Below are 16,075 nucleotides of genomic sequence, written 5' to 3'. Positions count from 1 at the left end.
TTGCGAAGCGCTCGCAATGACGAGAGAGCCCGTACGGAATATCTCGGTTCAAGCCGCAGCAATGCGGTCCTGATTAACCGCGTGGCAGGCCACCCCGTCGATCACCGGCGGGTTCTCGAGGCGGCAGCGCTCGAAGACCAATGGGCAGCGCGGATGGAAGGTGCAGCCCGAGGGCGGGCTGATCGGGTTCGGGATCTCGCCCTTCACGCCCTCGCGCGCCTTGCCGACCATGGCGAGGTCGGGCACCGCGTCGAGCAGCATGCGCGTATAGGGATGGCGGGGATGCGAGAAGAGCTGCTTGCCCTCCGAGACCTCGACGAGGCGGCCGAGATACATCACGCCGATGCGCGTCGCCATGTGCCTGACGACCGCGAGGTTGTGCGAGATGAACAGATAAGTCAGCCCGAATCTCTGCTGCAGATCGCGCATCAGATTGAGGATCTGGGCCTGGACCGAGACGTCGAGCGCCGATGTCGGCTCGTCGCAGACGATGAACTCGGCATTGGAGGCGAGCGCGCGGGCGATCGCGATGCGCTGGCGCTGGCCGCCGGAGAATTCATGCGGGAATTTCCCGGCATCGTCGGGATGCAGGCCAACCAGCGTCAGCAATTCTCCGACGCGGCCGGTGATGTCCGCCTCGCCATGGACGATGCCGAAGGCGCGGATCGGCTCGGCGATGATCCGCCCGACGCGCCAGCGCGGGTTGAGGCTGGCATAGGGATCCTGGAAGATCATCTGGATGCGCCGGCGCAGGCGCTGGCGCTCCTGCGCCACATTGACGTCGTTCATCGAGATGCCGGCGATCGAGACCGTGCCGTCCGAAGGCGGCAGCAGGCCGACAACCATGCGCGCGACGGTCGATTTTCCCGAACCGGACTCGCCGACCAAGGCAAAGGTCTCGCCCCGGCGAATATCGAAGGAAACGCCGTCGACGGCCTTGAGATATTGCCGCGGCGCGCGCTCCAGCACGCGGTTGAGCCAGGGCTTCGAGACGTCGAAAATGCGGCGCAGGTCGCGGACCTGGACGAAGGGGCGCTCAGGGGGGCCTTGGCTCATGCTGCGATCCCCGCCTTCTCCCGCGATAGCGGCTGGTCATAGAGATGGCAGGCGACCTTGCGGTCGCCGAGCTGGACCAGCTCCGGCCGCTCGACATGGCAGCGCGCGAACGCCTTCTCGCAACGTGGGTTGAAGGCGCAGCCCGGCGGGATCGCTTGGAGACGCGGCATCGTGCCCGGGATCTGCACCAGGCGCTCGGCATCGCCCTCGAGCGACGGTATCGCTCCCATCAGCCCCTTGGCGTAGGGATGCAGCGGCTGCTTGACGACGTCGCGCACCGGGCCGATCTCGACGATGCGCCCGGCATACATCACCGCGACCCGGTCGGCGGTCTCGGCGATGACGCCCATATCGTGGGTGACGAGCATCACCGAGGTGCCGCGCTCCTGACAGAGCCGCTTGATCAGCGCGATGATCTGCGCCTGCACGGAGACGTCGAGCGCCGTCGTCGGCTCGTCGGCGATGATGAATTCGGGCTCGGCGCAGAGCGCAAGCGCGATCACCACGCGCTGGCGCATGCCGCCGGAGAACTCGTGCGGGTAGCCGTCGATGCGGCGCTCGGGCGCGGGAATGCCAACCTCGTCGAGCAGGGCGATGGCGCGCTTGCGGGCGTCGACCGCGTCGAGATCGGTATGGGTGCGGATCGTCTCGATCAATTGCGTGCTGATGCGGTAGAGCGGATTCAGGCTCGTCAGCGGATCCTGGAAGATCATGCCGATGCGCTTGCCCCGGACCTTGCGCATGGCGTCGGGCGGCAGATTGTCGATACGCTCGCCCGACAGAACCACCTCGCCGCCGGCGATGCGGCCGGGAGGGTCGATCAGGCCGATGATGGCCGAGCCGGTGACCGACTTGCCAGCGCCGGATTCACCGACGACGCCAAGCACCTCGCCGCGTGCGATGTCGAAGGAGATGGCGTCGAGCGCCCGCAGCGTGCCGCGCCGCGCCATGAATTCGACCGTGAGGTCGCGGACGGAGAGGATGGGGACGGTCATCTGGCCTCCGGACGCGAGCGGCTGCATGGGGCCATGATCACCTCAGCCTTGGATTGAGAGCGTCGCGCAGCCAGTCGCCGAGCAGGTTGACCGCCAGCACCAGCGCCGCCAGCGTCACGCTTGGAAAGGTCACGATCCACCAATCGCCCGAGAACAGGTATTTGTTGCCGATCGAGATCAGCGTCCCGAGCGAGGGCTGCGTCGCCGGCAGGCCGACACCGAGAAAGGACAAGGTTGCCTCGGTGATCACCGCGAGCGCGAGATTGATCGTCAGGATGACCAGCACCGGCCCGATGACGTTGGGCAGGACATGGCGCAGCATGATCAGGGGCGCCGGCAGTCCCACGAGGCGGGCCGCCATGACATAGTCCTTGTTGCGCTCGATCAGCGTCGAACCGCGAATGGTGCGGGCATATTGCACCCAGAAGCTCAGGCCGATCGAGATCACCAGCACATAGATCGCGGTGTCCTCGCGCGAGGCCTTCGGGAAGACGCCGCGCACGACACCATCGATCAGCAGCGCGATCAGGATCGCCGGGAAGGTGAGCTGGACATCGGCGATGCGCATGATGAGCGCGTCGGTGCGGCCGCCGAGATAGCCCGCGAGCAGCCCCAGCGTGATGCCGATCGACGCCGCCAGGAGGCAGCCGAGCCCGCCGACGACCAGCGAGACGCGCATGCCGTAGAGGATCGCGGAATAGAGGTCGCGGCCCTGGTCGTCGGTGCCGAGAATGAACCGCGCCTCGCCGCCATCCTGCCAGGCGGGCGGGATCATCGAATCCGCCAGGAAGACGGTCGCAGGATCGAACGGATTGGTCGGCGCGAGCCAGGGCGAGAAGGCCGCACCGAGGAAGAGCAGCAGCACGACGAGGCCCGCGACCATCGTCACCTTCGATTTCAGGAAGCTCGCCAGGATGTCGCTGTCGCGAAAACGGCGCCAGCGCGAGGGGGCAGCAGTTGGTGGCGGGATCGTGCTCATTCTCTCGCCCTCCCCGTCCCTCACACGCCGACCGTGGCGCGCAGGCGCGGATCGACCAGCGCATAGAGCAGGTCGACCGCGAGATTGATGCTGACGAACAGAAAGGAGATCAGCATCAGATAGGCTGCCATGATCGGGATATCGACGTTCTGCACCGAGCGCAGGAAGAGCTGGCCCATGCCAGGCCACTGGAACACGGTCTCGGTGATGATGGCGAAAGCAATGATCGAGCCGAGCTGCAGGCCGGCGATGGTGATGACCGGCACCAGCGTGTTCTTCAGGGCATGGCCGAAATGGATGGCGCTGGTCTTCAAGCCCCGCGCCCGGGCGAATTTGATGTAGTCGGCGCGCAGCACCTCCAGCATCTCGGCCCGGACGAGCCGCATGATGAGCGTCATCTGGAACAGGCCGAGCGTAACCGAGGGCAGGATCAGCGCCTTCAGCCCCGAGCTGGTCAGGAGCCCGGTCGTCCACCAGGAACCGATCTTGACGACCTCGCCGCGGCCGAAGGACGGCAGCCAGCCCAAAGTCACCGAGAACAGATAGATCAGCAGGATGCCGATCAGGAAGGTCGGCAGGCTGATGCCGACAAGCGAGACCGCCTGGAAGAGCTTGGCGAGCGGGCTTTCGCGCCTCAGCGCCGTATAGACGCCCATGGGAATGCCGACCGCGAGCGAGAACAGCGCCGAGCAGAAGGCGAGCTCCAGCGTCGCCGGGGCGCGTTCGCCCAGAAGCGAGATCACCGGCAAGCGGAACTGATAGGACACGCCGAATTCGAGCCGCGCCGCATTGTAGATGTAGCGACCGAACTGAACGAGGAAGGCATCGTCGAGCCCAAGCGAGCGCCTGATCTCGGCGACCTGGGCCTGAGGCGTGTCGATCGAGACGATCTGATTCACCGGATCGCCGACGAAGCGGAACATCGCAAAGGCGATCAGCGCCACGCTCAACATGACGATGAGCGACTGGAAGAGCCGGCGCAGGATGAAAGCGAGCATGAACGCCTTACAGGGAACGCGCTCCCCGGCATTGCGAGGAGCGGAGCGACGAAGCAATCCAGGAACCGTAGAGCGAGACCCTTCTGGGTTGCTTCGCTACGCTCGCAATGACGGGGTGGGGCGGCAGCGATGCGCGACAACGCGCTCCCGTTCACTCCTTGATGGCGTATTGGAAGTTCACCGCATTGTCGGCGCGCTGCGGCAGCTTGACCTTCTTCGACACGCCCCAGGCCAGCGCCTGCTGGTGCAGCGGGATGTAGCCGAAATCGTCGATCGAGAGCTGGAAGGCCTCGCGGATCATCGCGTCGCGCTTGGCCTTGTCCGCCTCGACCAGGATCTTGTCGGTCAGCGCGTCCAGCTTCTTGTTGCAGTAGCCCCCGACATTGGACTCGCCACGCGAGGAGTCGGGGTTGTCGCGGCAGCCCATGATGTCGAAGAGCACGTTGTGGGCGTCGCTGGTGCCGGGCGTCCAGCCGAGCAGATAGAACGAGGTCTTGTAGCCGCCGGGCTTCAGCACCTTGCCGAAATACTGACCCTTGGGCTGGGCGTTGAGGTTCACCTTGACGCCGATGCGGGCGAGCATGCCGACGACAGCCTGGCAGATCGCGCCGTCATTGACGTAGCGATCATTGGGGCAGTCCATGCCGAGCTCGAAACCGTCGGGATAGCCCGCATCGACCAGCAGCTTCTTGGCGGCGGCGCTGTCGAATTTGGCGCGGGTGAAGCCGGTGCTAGGGAAGAGTTCCGGCGCGATCATCAGCGGCGATGGCGTCGACAGGCCGCGCATGACGCGGCTCTTGATCGTCTCGATGTCGATCGCCTGATAGAAGGCCTGGCGGACCCTGACATCCTTGAACGGGTTCTTGCCCTTGACGCTCGACTCCAGCAATTCGTCGCGGGTCTGGTCCATGCCGAGGAAGATCGTGCGCAGTTCCGGCCCGGTCAGCACCTGGGCGTTGCCGGAGGCGTTGACGCGCTGGATGTCCTGGATCGGCACCGGCTCGATCACGTCGACCTCGCCCGACAGCAGCGCCGCGACCCTGGTCGCATCAGAGGCGATCGGCGTGAAGATGATCTCCTTGAGATTGTGCTCCGGGCTCTTGTTCCACCAGTTCTCGTTGACCTTGTAGACGGTCTTGACGCCCGGCTGATGGCTCTCGACCTTGAAGGCGCCGGTGCCGTTGGCGTTGAGCGAGGCGAAGGTCGGGGTGGTGGCGTTGGCCGGCGTCGGCTGGGTCGAGTTGTTCGCCTCGGCCCATTTCTTCGACATGATGTACCAGGTGTCCCACTGGTAATGCAGGATCGGGTTGGGCGAGGGCAGTTGGAAGTCGACGGTGTAGTCGTCGATCTTGACGACCTTGGCGCCGGTGGGGACGCGGGTCTGGACGTTGGAGCCCGGCGCGCGCGAACGATCGGCCGAGAACACCACGTCCTCGGCGGTGAAATCCTCGCCGCCATGGAACTTCACGCCCTTGCGCAGGAAGAAGCGCCAGGTCAGGCCGTCGGCCGAGACCTCCCATTTCTCGGCGAGACCGGGCAGGATCTCGAGGTTCTTGCCGCGCCGGATCAGCCCCTCATAGGGGTGGCCGAGATGGGCATGCGTCGTCGTCTCGTTGACGGTGTAGGGATCGAGCGATTTGAGCTCGCCCTGGTTGGCGTAGCGCAAGGTCTGCGCCTGGACCGCGCCGCACATCAGCGCCAGGCCCGCCACGGCGGCAAGGCAATTCGTCTTGAACGACATGACCGGTTGCTCCCCTTTGGTTGAGAGCTCCGAATGGAACCGGAGCTCCAAGACGCCCACCCCTCCCGGGAGCGGCTTTTTCGACCGTCCACATGCGTTGGCGGACAATCGCAGAAGACGACAGCTTAGAGACGCTCTGGCAGCGGCGTCCAGCTTGACGCCGCCTTTTCGTTCCAGATTGAACTTTTATTCGAGCGCCCCGGCCATCATCCTTGCGTCACCAGCGATGCAATCGCCGTGCCTTGGACCGGCGCGACTACAATCAGCGCGAGAGATCGGCGATAAGGCCGCGCACGAAAGCCGTGCCGGCCTCGAGCTGGGCTATCGTGATGAACTCATCGGGCTGATGCGCCTGGGCGATGTCGCCGGGGCCGCAGACCACGGTCGACCAGCCCGCGCCCTGGAACAGGCCGCCCTCGGTGCCATAGGCGACGACATGGCTGCCATTGTCGCCGGTCAGGCGGCGCGACAGCGCCTCGGCCGCGCCGTCCTTCTCCGGGCCGAGCGGCGGCGTGGCGGAGGTGATCTCGACGGTGATGCCCGTCTCGGGCGCGATCGCCTTCATCTCGGCTTCGATCTCGGCGACCCTGGCCTTATAGCGCCCGACGAAATCGACGCCCTCATCGCCGGGAACGACGCGGACCTCATGGCTGAAGACGCAATGCTCGGCGGTGATGTTGACCGCGGTGCCGCCCTGGACGACGCCGACATGCAAGGTGCTGTAGGGCGGTTCGAAGGGGTTCTCGTTGCTCGCCCGCGCCTTGTTCTCCGCCATGGTCTGGTTGTGCCATTCGATCAGCTTGCCCGCGATCATCACGGCGGGCACGCCGACATCGACGCGGCTGGAGTGGACGGCGTGGCCCTTCACCGTGGTGCGCATCCGGGTGCCGCCCTTGTGGCCGGTGACGACCTGCATCATCGAGGGCTCGCCGACGATCACCGCCGCGGGCTTGATGCCGGCCGCCGCCATCGCCTCGACCAGGATGCGCGCGCCCAGGCAGCCGACCTCCTCGTCATAGGACAAGGCGATATGGACCGGGCGCTTCAGCGGCGCCTGCAGCATCTCCGGCACGAGGGCGAGCGCGATGGCGTCGAACCCCTTCATGTCGCAGGCGCCGCGGCCATAGAGCTTGCCGTCACGCTCGGTCAGCGTCCAGGGATCGGAGGTCCAGTCCTGGCCTTCGACCGGCACGACATCGGTATGGCCCGACAGCACGACGCCGCCCTCAACCTTCGGCCCGACCGTCGCATAGAGATTGGCCTTCTCTCCGTCCTCGCTGGGCACCAGCGTGCTCTCGACGCCGAGCGCGGTGAGATAGTCGCGGCAGAAATGGATCAGCTCGAGATTGCTGCGCTGCGATTCCGTGTTGAACGAAACCAGTTTGGCGAGCATCTCCTTGGGCGTCAGGGTCACGGGTCACAGTCTCCAAAGGTCGGGCGAGAGGCAGGTTTCGTGCCGGCAGGCTACGCCGCTGGAGCGCCGGGTCAATCGCGCGGTGCGCGTGAGCGACCTGCAAATGCCCCCTCGCCCGCAGCCGCTGATCGCCTATAACGGCAGCAGCCCAGCAAAAAGGCGGATGCCCATGAATTTCGACGTCACCCTCGCAGACATCCAGGCTGCCGCGACCCGGATCGCCGGCAAGATCAGGCGCACCCCGACCTATCACAGCGCGGGCCTGTCGGCCCGGCTCGGGGTCGAGACCGTGGTCAAGGTCGAGGCGCTGCAGCTTGGCGGCTCGTTCAAGGTGCGCGGCTGCTTCAACAAGCTGATGGGCCTGAGCGAGGCGGAGCTTGCGCGCGGCGTCGTCACGGTCTCGGGCGGCAACCACGCCATCGCCGTCTCGATGGTCGCCAGCGCAATGGGCACGCGGGCGCTGGTGCTGATGCCGAAGGACGTTGCGCCCCTGAACATCGCGCTGACAAAGGGCGCCGGCGGCGAGGTCGAGCTCTGCGAGGACGCGATCGAGGCCTTCGCCAAGGCGGCGGACTATGCCGCCAAGGGCATGACCAACATCCACTCCTTCGACGATCCCGCCATCATAGCCGGCCATGGCTCGCTCGGGCTCGAACTCGCCAGCGACGCCAGCGGGCGGCTCGACCATGTCTTCATCTCGATCGGCGGCGGCGGCTTCTCGGCCGGCGTCGGCGCGGCGCTGAAAGGGCTCGACCCGGCCGTGCGCATCCATGGCGTCGAGACCGAAGGCGCCACGACGATGACGCAGGCGCTTGCGGCGGGAAAGCCGGTGCCGTTGCGCCCGACCTCGATCGCCCGCACGCTGAACGCCCCCTTCGCGACGGAGCGGACGATGGCCGCCGCGCGGCAATTCCTGGAGGACATCGTCGTCGTGCCCGATAGCGAGGCGGTGCGCGAGATCTTCTGGGTGCTGCAGAACGGCCGCGTCCTGCTCGAGCCGGCGGCGGCCTGCGTCGTCGCCGCCGCGATCGCGAGCAAGGACAAGTTCAAGCCGGGCGAGCGCGTCGGCCTCGTGCTCTGCGGCTCGAATGTCGCGCTGGAGGACATCGCCGCCTGGCGCACGCAGTTCGGGGTGTGAGATCAGGCGCTAGCTTTGGGTCGACCCGGCCATTCAGCTGGATTGCCTGCGATGGCAGCTGTGGCGTGGGGAGCGGACATGCCGAGCCCCGCGAATGACGCACACCTATTAAGCTCGGCAAGGTGGGGCGGCTAAGGTCAAATGACGATCTTACTTATCGCGGCCCTCGTTGTGATCTGCGTCTTTATGTTCTGGCTCGCCCACAAGTCGGGGCAGTGGCAAAGCTGGATGGTGCATGCGGCGAATAATGCACCGGTCGGCAGCAAGATTCTGATGTTCATCACGGCTGTCAGCTGCCTTGGATTTTGGTGGTTTACTTCTAGGCGCTAGTTCGAAGGCAGGGCGCGTCGGAATCCGAATTTCGGCCAACTCGATGCTTTGGTCCGCAACTGATCGAAACCACTCCTCGCAATTACGGACTCCGACACCTCGGACCGCCCGGGACAAAGGAACATTAGCGCGGCTGACCGGTTCACGATGCACAAGGCATCACTGGGCGGATCGACAATGAAAACGCGAATTAGATTTGCTGGAGCGCTGGCGGCGATGATGGTCGCTGCGGGCTTGACTGCTGCGGAGCAGGCTCATGCGCAAGCTCAACGCCCGGCGGGTGCCAACACGCGGGTTTCCGTCGTCCTGGGCGAAAAGCCAGAGATCGATCCGGTTCTCGCCCAGCCTCTGGAAAAGCCCTCTCCGCAAGCCGTCGAAACGAAAACCGAGATTGCCCCCGTCCGTAAGATACGTGTGATCGTTCCGTCACCCTACACGCCATGACTGACTGTCGCCGCACCGGCATGATCCGACCAGGAGACGCATCGATGGCTGCGGAGAGCGCGCATGCCATGGCGCCCGATCACCAGGCCGTGCAGCTTCCTTCGCGCCGCACGGCCCTGGCCATGCTCGCATCATCAGCCCTGTTCGCCACAGCCAGGCCCGGCGCCGCCGCGCCTCCGGCATCGCCGGGCGGCCGGCCCTTCAGCTATGACGACGTCGTCGAACAGGCGCGGGCGCTGGGCGAGCGCGCCTTCGATGCCGAGGGGCTGACGATCCCGCCGGAACTGTCGAAGCTGACTTACGACAGCTACCGGGAGATCCGCTTCCGCAGGGACAAGGCGTTCTGGCGGGATGGCGGCTCAGACTACCGCCTCCATCCCTTCCATCTCGGGTTTCTCCACGACAAGCCGGTGCAATTGCACGTCATTAGGGATGGCAGCGCCATCCCGCTCGCCTTCACGACCGGTCTGTTCGAATACGGCAAGGTTCCCGTTCCCAAGCAGCTTTCGCCGGCGCTGGGCTTCGCCGGTTTTGCCGTGACGACGACGCTGAATGCCCTGAACGTGCAGGACGAGTTGATCGCCTTTCTCGGCGCGAGCTATTTTCGCCTGATCGGGCGCGGCCATCGCTATGGTCTGTCCGCGCGTGGGCTGGCGCTGGATGTCGGTGGCGAGCAGCCGGAGGAGTTTCCGTTCTTCAGGGCGCTCTGGCTGGAGGAGCCGACGCGCGAAAGCACCGATCTCGTGATCTACGCCTTGCTGGATTCGCCCTCCGTCGCCGGCGCGTATCGGTTCGTCGTCACGCCGGGACAGCAGACCAGCGTTGCCGTGACGGCGACGATTATCCCGCGCGTAAAAATCCCCCGCATCGGCATCGCCCCCCTCACCTCGATGTTCCTCGCCGGCGAAGGCGATCTCGGCCAGCGCACCGATTTCCGGCCCGAAATCCACGATTCCGACGGGCTCATGCTCAAGACCGGTGGCGGCGAATGGGTCTGGCGGCCGATCCGGAATCCGAAATCGCTGCGGATCTCGAGCTTTGGCGACAACAATCCGCGCGGCTTCGGCCTGATGCAGCGCGACCGTGAATTCGGCCACTATCAGGATCTCGAAGCGCAGTACCATGCGCGGCCGGGATATTGGGTCGAGCCCGCCGGCGACTGGGGCGAGGGGCGCGTCGATCTCATCGAGATTCCGACCACCGGCGAAGCCTTCGACAACATCGTCGCCTGCTGGACCCCGAGCACCCCGCTCGAACCCAGGAAAGCCAGGCAGTTCAGCTATCGCATCTCGGCGCTCTCGACGACGAAGGCTCTGCACCCTTACGGGCAGGTCCGTAACAGCTTCGACGGCTCGAACACCGAGGATAGCGGAGCCAAGGACGTCGGCAAGAAGCGTTTCATCGTCGATTTCACCGATGGCGATCTCGAATACTACCTGTCCGATCCCAAGCGCGTCGAAATCGTCGCATCGACCACGGCGGGGGCGATCACCGCGACGATCGTCGATGCGAACCCGGCCGCGAAAGGCTTCCGCGCCATCGTCGACGCGACATTGCCCGCCGGCGAATCCGCCGAACTGCGCCTCTTCCTGAAATCGCGATCCCGCACCCTCACAGAAACCTGGACGAGCTCCTGGTCGATGTCGAAGGTGGCGACTGCGCCTTCAAGCCCAACGGTCGTCAGCAAGGATTGATTGTGCTGATGCCGCCGTCATTCCGGGGCGATCCGAAGGATCGAGCCCGGAATGACGGTGTGGTTCCAGTGAGTCCTTACCAGCCCCAGCTCGCCCGCCGGACCCGCTCCCTCACTCCGCCAGTTCGCGCATGACCTTGATCAGGTCGGACTTGCCCTCGAACCCGATGCCGGGAAGCTCCGGCATCACGATATGGCCGTTCTCGACGCGAACGCTGTCGGGAAACCCGCCATAGGGCTGGAACAGGTCGGGATAGCTCTCATTGCCGCCGAGCCCGAGGCCGGCCGCGATGTTGAGCGACATCTGGTGGCCGCCATGCGGGATGCAACGCGACGGCGACCAGCCGAACTGCGCGAGCACATCGAGGGTCCGCAGATATTCGACGAGGCCATAGGACAGGGCGCAGTCGAATTGCAGCCAGTCGCGATCGGGCCGCATCCCGCCATAGCGCAGGAGATTGCGAGCATCCTGATGCGAGAACAGGTTCTCGCCCGTCGCCATCGGGCCGGGATAGAACTCGGAGAGAGCCGCCTGCAGGGCATAGTCGAGGGGATCGCCGACCTCCTCGTACCAGAACAGCGGATACTGGCGCAGCATCTTGGCGTAGGCGATGCCGGTCTCCAGGTCGAAACGCCCATTCGCATCGACGGCGAGCTGAGCCTGCGAGCCGATCTCGGCCAGCACCGCCTCGATGCGACGCCGATCCTCACTGAGGCCAGCGCCGCCGATCTTCATCTTCACGACAGTGTAGCCGCGGTCGAGATAGCCGCGCATCTCGGCCCGCAGGGCACTGTCATCCTTGCCCGGGTAGTAGTAGCCGCCCGCCGCGTAGACGAAGACCCGAGGATTCGCTTCGCGGCCTTTCCGCTCCGCCAGGAGGCGAAACAGCGGCTTGCCCGCGATCTTGGCGACAGCGTCCCAGACGGCCATGTCGAGCGTGCCGACCGCCACCGAACGCTCGCCATGGCCGCCCGGCTTCTCATTCGTCATCATCGTCGCCCAGATCTTGTGGGGATCGAGATTGTCGCCGCTCTGATTGACCAGGCTCTCGGGGGCCGCTTCGAGGATGCGGCCGCGAAAGCGCTCGCGGATAAGGCCGCCCTGGCCGTAACGGCCGTTCGAATTGAAGCCGTAGCCGACCACGCGCCGCCCGTCGCGGATCACATCGGTCACCACCGCCACGAGGCTCGTCGTCATCTTGGAGAAGTCGATATAGGCGTTGCGGATCGGCGAGGCGATCGGCTTGGTGATTTCGCGGACATCGACGATGCGCATGGCGCTCTCCCTGCGGGGCTGGCTGGCGATACCCCGTCCTGTATGTCTGGCCTCTGCCGGTCGGCCAATGCCAAGATCGGTTCACCCCATGCACGAGCGGCATCATGGATCTGGATTGGCTGAAGGACTTCCTGGCGCTGGCCGAGCAAAAGAGTTTTTCGCGCGCGGCCGAGGTTCGAAACGTCACGCAGCCGGCCTTCAGCCGGCGCATCCGCGCGCTCGAGGACTGGATCGGCGTGCCGCTGTTCCTGCGCAGCGCCCAGGGCGCGACGCTGACCCCGGCCGGCGCCTATTTCCAGCCCCTCGCCCAGGACCTGCTGCGCAGCCTGCAGCACCTGCAGCGCGAGACCAGGGCCGTCGGCGAGCGCGAGAGAGGAGCGCTGTCGATCGCGGCGACGCATGCGCTCTCCTTCACCTTTTTCCCCAGCTGGATACGTCGGCACATGCGCTTCGAGGCGCTCGGCACGCTCAACCTGATCTCGGACAGCCTGGAGGCTTGCGAGCAGATCATGCTGGGCGGCGAGGTGCATTTCCTGCTTTGCCACCATCATGCGCAGACGCCGACGCGCTTCGAAGCCGAGCGCTTCCCAAGCATCCGGGTGGGAAACGACGTGCTGGTGCCATTTAGCGCGCCGGATGCCGAGGGGCGCCCCCTCTGGCCGCTCCCGGGAACGGGCGAGCGGCCGGCGCGGCTCCTCGCCTATAGCCAGGCCTCCGGGCTCGGCCGCATCCTCTTGGCCCAAATGGCGCTCGCGCAGGACACGGCGCTGGCGCGCGACGCTGCCGGCATGGCGACCGTCTTCACCTCGCATCTGGCCGCGACCTTGCTGACCATGGCGCGGGACGGGCATGGCATCGCCTGGCTTCCGCTCACCCTGGCGGAAGAGGACCTCGCCCGCGCCCGCCTGGTCCGGGCCGGGCCCGAGCGTTTCGACATCCCCATCGAGATCCGGCTCTTCCGCAGCCCCGATTGCCGCAACGACGCCGCCGACGAATTATGGGCGAGCCTGCAGGCGAAGTGAGCGGGGTTCCCGCCTGTGGTCGCCCGTGCCGAACGTACCGGAAAGAGCCCGGGCAACCCTTCTCCCGGATGGGAGAAGGGTAGGGATGAGGATGTGCCGCCGATCATGGGGGCGCGACGGAGCCGCTGCGCCGGCTCCATCCCGATAGCGTCAGAGACGATGCGGAACCGCTTGCGTGATCTGGTTGTCTGGCCTGCCCTCACCCCTGCCCCTCTCCCATCCGGGAGAGGGGTTCCCCGCGCCCGTACCGACCAGGGAAGCCTCCCTCCACCCTCAGGCGGCCTGCCTCGGCTCGGGGCCGATATAGGTCGATTTCGGGCGGATGAGCCGTCCTCCTGCGAGCTGCTCCTGCGCATGGGCGATCCAGCCGATGACCCGGCCCATGGCGAAGACGCAGGTGAAACTCTCCGGGGGGAAGGCCAAGGCTTCCAGCAGGAGCGCCGTGTAGAACTCGACATTGGTCTGCAGCGAGCGGGCGGGCTTGCGTTCGCGCAGGATCGCAAGAGCCGCGGCTTCGACCGCCTCCGCATAGGCGAGGCGGCCGGAATTCGGATCGAGCCTGCGGATCGCACGCTTCAGCGCATCGGCACGGGGATCGCGCACGCGGTAGATGCGATGGCCGAAGCCCATCAATCGGTCGCCGCGCTGCAGCGCCGCCTCGAGCCAGGCCCGGGCGTTGCTGGCCTCGCCGATCTCGTCGAGCATCTCGATGACCGGCCCCGGCGCGCCGCCATGCAGCGGCCCCTTCAAGGCGCTTACTCCGGCCAGGACGGCGGAGGTCAAACCGGCCCGCGTCGAGGCGACGACGCGCGCCGCGAAGGTCGAGGCGTTGAGGCCATGATCGCAGACCGTCACGAGATAGGTATCGAGCGCGGCGGCCTGCGCCGGGTCGACGGCCTCGCCGCGCATCATCCGCAGGATATCGGCGGCATGGGGCAACGCCGGATCGGGCGCGACCGGCGCCTGGTGGCGCTGCATCCGGATGACAGCGGGCGTGAAGACCGCCGGCGCCGCCATCAATCGCAGCGCGGTGGCGACATCGTCGCCATCCGCCAATCGCGCCGTCAGCGCGCGCATCGCCTCGATTGGGGTCCGCCGCACGAGTTCAGCGTCGAGGCCCGCAACCTCGCGAAAGACGTCGAGCCTGCTCTGGCCGAGCGCCGCCGCGAAGGCCGCGCCGCGCGGCAAATCCTCGAAGAAGCCGTCCAGCAGAAGCTCGGCGGCCTCGGCAAAGCTGGTGCGGCCGGCAAGATCGTCGAGGAGATGGCCGCGAATGATCAGGCGGCCGGCAGCCCCATCGACATCCGACAGAACCGTCTCCGCAGCGACAACATCATCAAGTCCATCCGACATCGGATCCTCCATCAACAAGGCCTTGAGGATCGCGCTGCGATGCAACATAATCAATCTTGAACAATATAATCAACATATCGAGATTCAATGTATCGAGATGAATGACTGGCTGACGGCGCAGGAGGTGATGACCCGTTTGCGGCTCAAGCCGCAGACGCTCTACGCCTATGTCAGCCGCGGCCGCATTGAAGCGAAGGAAGACCCTGAGGAGCCGCGACGCAGCCTCTATCGCGCGGCGGATGTCTCGCGGCTGGAGCATCGCAAGGCGCGCGGCCGACGCAATGCAGCAATCGCGGAGGACACGATCGCCTGGGGGGAGCCCGTCCTGGCCTCGAGCATCACCACGATCGCCCATGGCCGCCTCTGGTATCGGGGGCGGGACGCCGAGGCCCTGGCGCAGACGGCGCGGCTCGAGGATGTCGCGCGCCTGCTCTGGGCCTGCGGCGATGCGCGCTTCCCGACACAATGCAACGCGATCGCACCCGGCAGCGGCAATCAGCGCATGTTCGCGGCGATGGCGGCCCGTGCCGCCAGCGATCCGGTGATTGGCGGCCGAACCTTGAAATCGCTCTATTTCGAGGCGGCAGCCGTCCTCGATGCGCTCGTCGACGCCGTCGCCGGCGGCTCGGGCAATGGGCCGATCCATGAGCGCCTCGCAACAGCCTGGGCCTGCGACGCGACCGGCGCCGATCTCATCCGCCGCAGCCTCGTCCTGCTCGCCGATCACGAATTGAACGCCTCGACCTTCGCTGTCCGCGTCACCGCCTCGACCCATGCCTCGCTCGCCGCCTGCGCTTTGGCTGGGCTGTCAGCGCTGTCTGGCCCCTTGCATGGCGGCATGGCGCCGCGCGTGCGCGCTTTGCTCGGAGAATGCCGGCGCGACGGCATCGAATCCGCGATCCGCGCGCGCCTGACGCTCGGCGTGCCGATCCCGGGCTTCGGGCATCCGATCTATCCGGAGGGCGATCCGCGGGCGCGGGCGCTGATGGCGGTTTTCGCCCTGCCGGCTCACTATGAGGAGGTCCGCCTCGCCATCGAGGCGATCACCGGCGCGCCGCCGAATATCGATTTCGCGCTCACAGCCCTGGCCGAAGTCCTGGCGCTTCCCGAGGATGCGCCGTTCCAGATCTTTGCGACGGCGCGCTGCACCGGCTGGATCGCCCATGCGCTCGAACAGTTCCAGACCGGACGCCTGATCCGCCCCCGCGCCCGCTATATCGGCCCGGAACCGGGATGAGTGGGCGGGTTCTACCCTTCTTCCAGGAGGCGCGGGGAACCCCTCTCCTGCATTGAAGTCGGGTCTACCCGACTTCAACACTTTGAGTGCTGAACTCGGGCAGGCCCGAGTTCAGTGAGAGGGGCAGGGGTGAGGTGTAGGCCCCTGGACCAGTCACGTGGAAGCCTCGCAGCGTGGCAGCGGTTGGCGCACGGCCAAAACGTCAAACGGCCGACCCCTCACCCTGCCCTCTCCCTACGGAGAGCTTTGCGTAACCGGTCTTTTTGGCGCTTGTGGAAAGTGAGCGGATGGTTTGTCGGGAGCAGGATGTGAGGCTGGACTTGCCCGAGGCGCGGCGCTTGCGGCTTCAGGCGGCCAGTCTGGCGGCTTTCTTGACGTTGTAGGCGAGGCAGATCAGGG

The 16,075-nt window shown here is 66.1% G+C and carries 13 protein-coding genes; 5 read left to right on the top strand and 8 right to left on the bottom strand.

Translation table 11 applies throughout. The annotated features are described in order from the left end of the window. Positions 1-48: 48 nt before the first annotated feature. From J2Y55_RS10850 to argE, 6 genes are all read right to left on the bottom strand, one after another. Positions 49-1,056, bottom strand: coding sequence for an ABC transporter ATP-binding protein (locus J2Y55_RS10850; protein ID WP_310152108.1), 1,008 nt, complete (start codon positions 1,054-1,056; stop codon positions 49-51). After that, entirely contained in the window at positions 1,053-2,051 is a 999-nt protein-coding gene (locus J2Y55_RS10845) for an ABC transporter ATP-binding protein (protein WP_310152106.1), read from the bottom strand. Before J2Y55_RS10845 ends, J2Y55_RS10850 begins: the two co-directional genes overlap by 4 nt. A gap of 37 nt (positions 2,052-2,088) precedes the next feature. Continuing rightward, a complete protein-coding gene (locus tag J2Y55_RS10840) occupies positions 2,089-3,030 on the bottom strand; it encodes an ABC transporter permease (RefSeq protein WP_310152104.1) in 942 nt (313 codons plus the stop codon). Positions 3,031-3,050: 20 nt separating this feature from the next. Beyond that, entirely contained in the window at positions 3,051-4,028 is a 978-nt protein-coding gene (locus J2Y55_RS10835) for an ABC transporter permease (protein ID WP_310152102.1), read from the bottom strand. 151 nt (positions 4,029-4,179) lie between these two features. Then, positions 4,180-5,769, bottom strand: coding sequence for an ABC transporter substrate-binding protein (locus tag J2Y55_RS10830; RefSeq protein WP_310152099.1), 1,590 nt, complete (start codon positions 5,767-5,769; stop codon positions 4,180-4,182). 262 nt (positions 5,770-6,031) lie between these two features. After that, on the bottom strand, positions 6,032-7,183 hold the full coding sequence (gene argE, locus J2Y55_RS10825; protein WP_310152096.1) for an acetylornithine deacetylase: 1,152 nt from the start codon (positions 7,181-7,183) through the stop codon (positions 6,032-6,034). Positions 7,184-7,352: 169 nt separating this feature from the next. Here argE and J2Y55_RS10820 point away from each other — a divergent pair, with 169 nt between their 5' ends. The 3 genes from J2Y55_RS10820 to J2Y55_RS10810 all read left to right on the top strand — a co-directional run bounded on the left by J2Y55_RS10820 (position 7,353) and on the right by J2Y55_RS10810 (position 10,789). Next, positions 7,353-8,321 (top strand): threonine ammonia-lyase, encoded by a 969-nt coding sequence (locus J2Y55_RS10820; RefSeq protein WP_310152094.1) that lies wholly within the window; start codon positions 7,353-7,355, stop codon positions 8,319-8,321. Positions 8,322-8,828: 507 nt separating this feature from the next. Next, entirely contained in the window at positions 8,829-9,095 is a 267-nt protein-coding gene (locus tag J2Y55_RS10815; RefSeq protein ID WP_310152091.1) for a hypothetical protein, read from the top strand. Between the two features lie 44 nt (positions 9,096-9,139). Then, positions 9,140-10,789: an OpgD/OpgG family glucan biosynthesis protein gene (locus J2Y55_RS10810; protein WP_310152088.1), complete on the top strand. Its 1,650-nt coding sequence runs from the start codon at positions 9,140-9,142 to the stop codon at positions 10,787-10,789. 111 nt (positions 10,790-10,900) lie between these two features. Here J2Y55_RS10810 and J2Y55_RS10805 read toward each other — a convergent pair whose 3' ends face one another. Beyond that, entirely contained in the window at positions 10,901-12,064 is a 1,164-nt protein-coding gene (locus tag J2Y55_RS10805; RefSeq protein WP_310152085.1) for a mandelate racemase/muconate lactonizing enzyme family protein, read from the bottom strand. Between the two features lie 104 nt (positions 12,065-12,168). On the opposite strand from J2Y55_RS10805, the gene J2Y55_RS10800 reads away from it, so the two are divergent. After that, the gene (locus tag J2Y55_RS10800) at positions 12,169-13,086 is read left to right on the top strand and encodes a LysR family transcriptional regulator (protein ID WP_310152082.1); all 918 of its coding nucleotides are present in this window, start codon (positions 12,169-12,171) and stop codon (positions 13,084-13,086) included. 273 nt (positions 13,087-13,359) lie between these two features. Here J2Y55_RS10800 and J2Y55_RS10795 read toward each other — a convergent pair whose 3' ends face one another. Continuing rightward, positions 13,360-14,439, bottom strand: coding sequence for a citrate synthase/methylcitrate synthase (locus tag J2Y55_RS10795; protein ID WP_310152079.1), 1,080 nt, complete (start codon positions 14,437-14,439; stop codon positions 13,360-13,362). Between the two features lie 97 nt (positions 14,440-14,536). On the opposite strand from J2Y55_RS10795, the gene J2Y55_RS10790 reads away from it, so the two are divergent. Then, positions 14,537-15,676, top strand: a complete 1,140-nt coding sequence (locus J2Y55_RS10790; RefSeq protein WP_310152076.1) for a citrate synthase family protein — start codon at positions 14,537-14,539, stop codon at positions 15,674-15,676. Positions 15,677-16,075: the final 399 nt, after the last annotated feature.

The organism is Allobosea sp. BE125, from assembly GCF_031456075.1.
Classification (GTDB): Bacteria; Pseudomonadota; Alphaproteobacteria; order Rhizobiales; family Beijerinckiaceae; genus Allobosea.
Note: the sequence above shows the minus strand (reverse complement) of the source record. Positions and strands in the feature narration are given on the sequence as shown.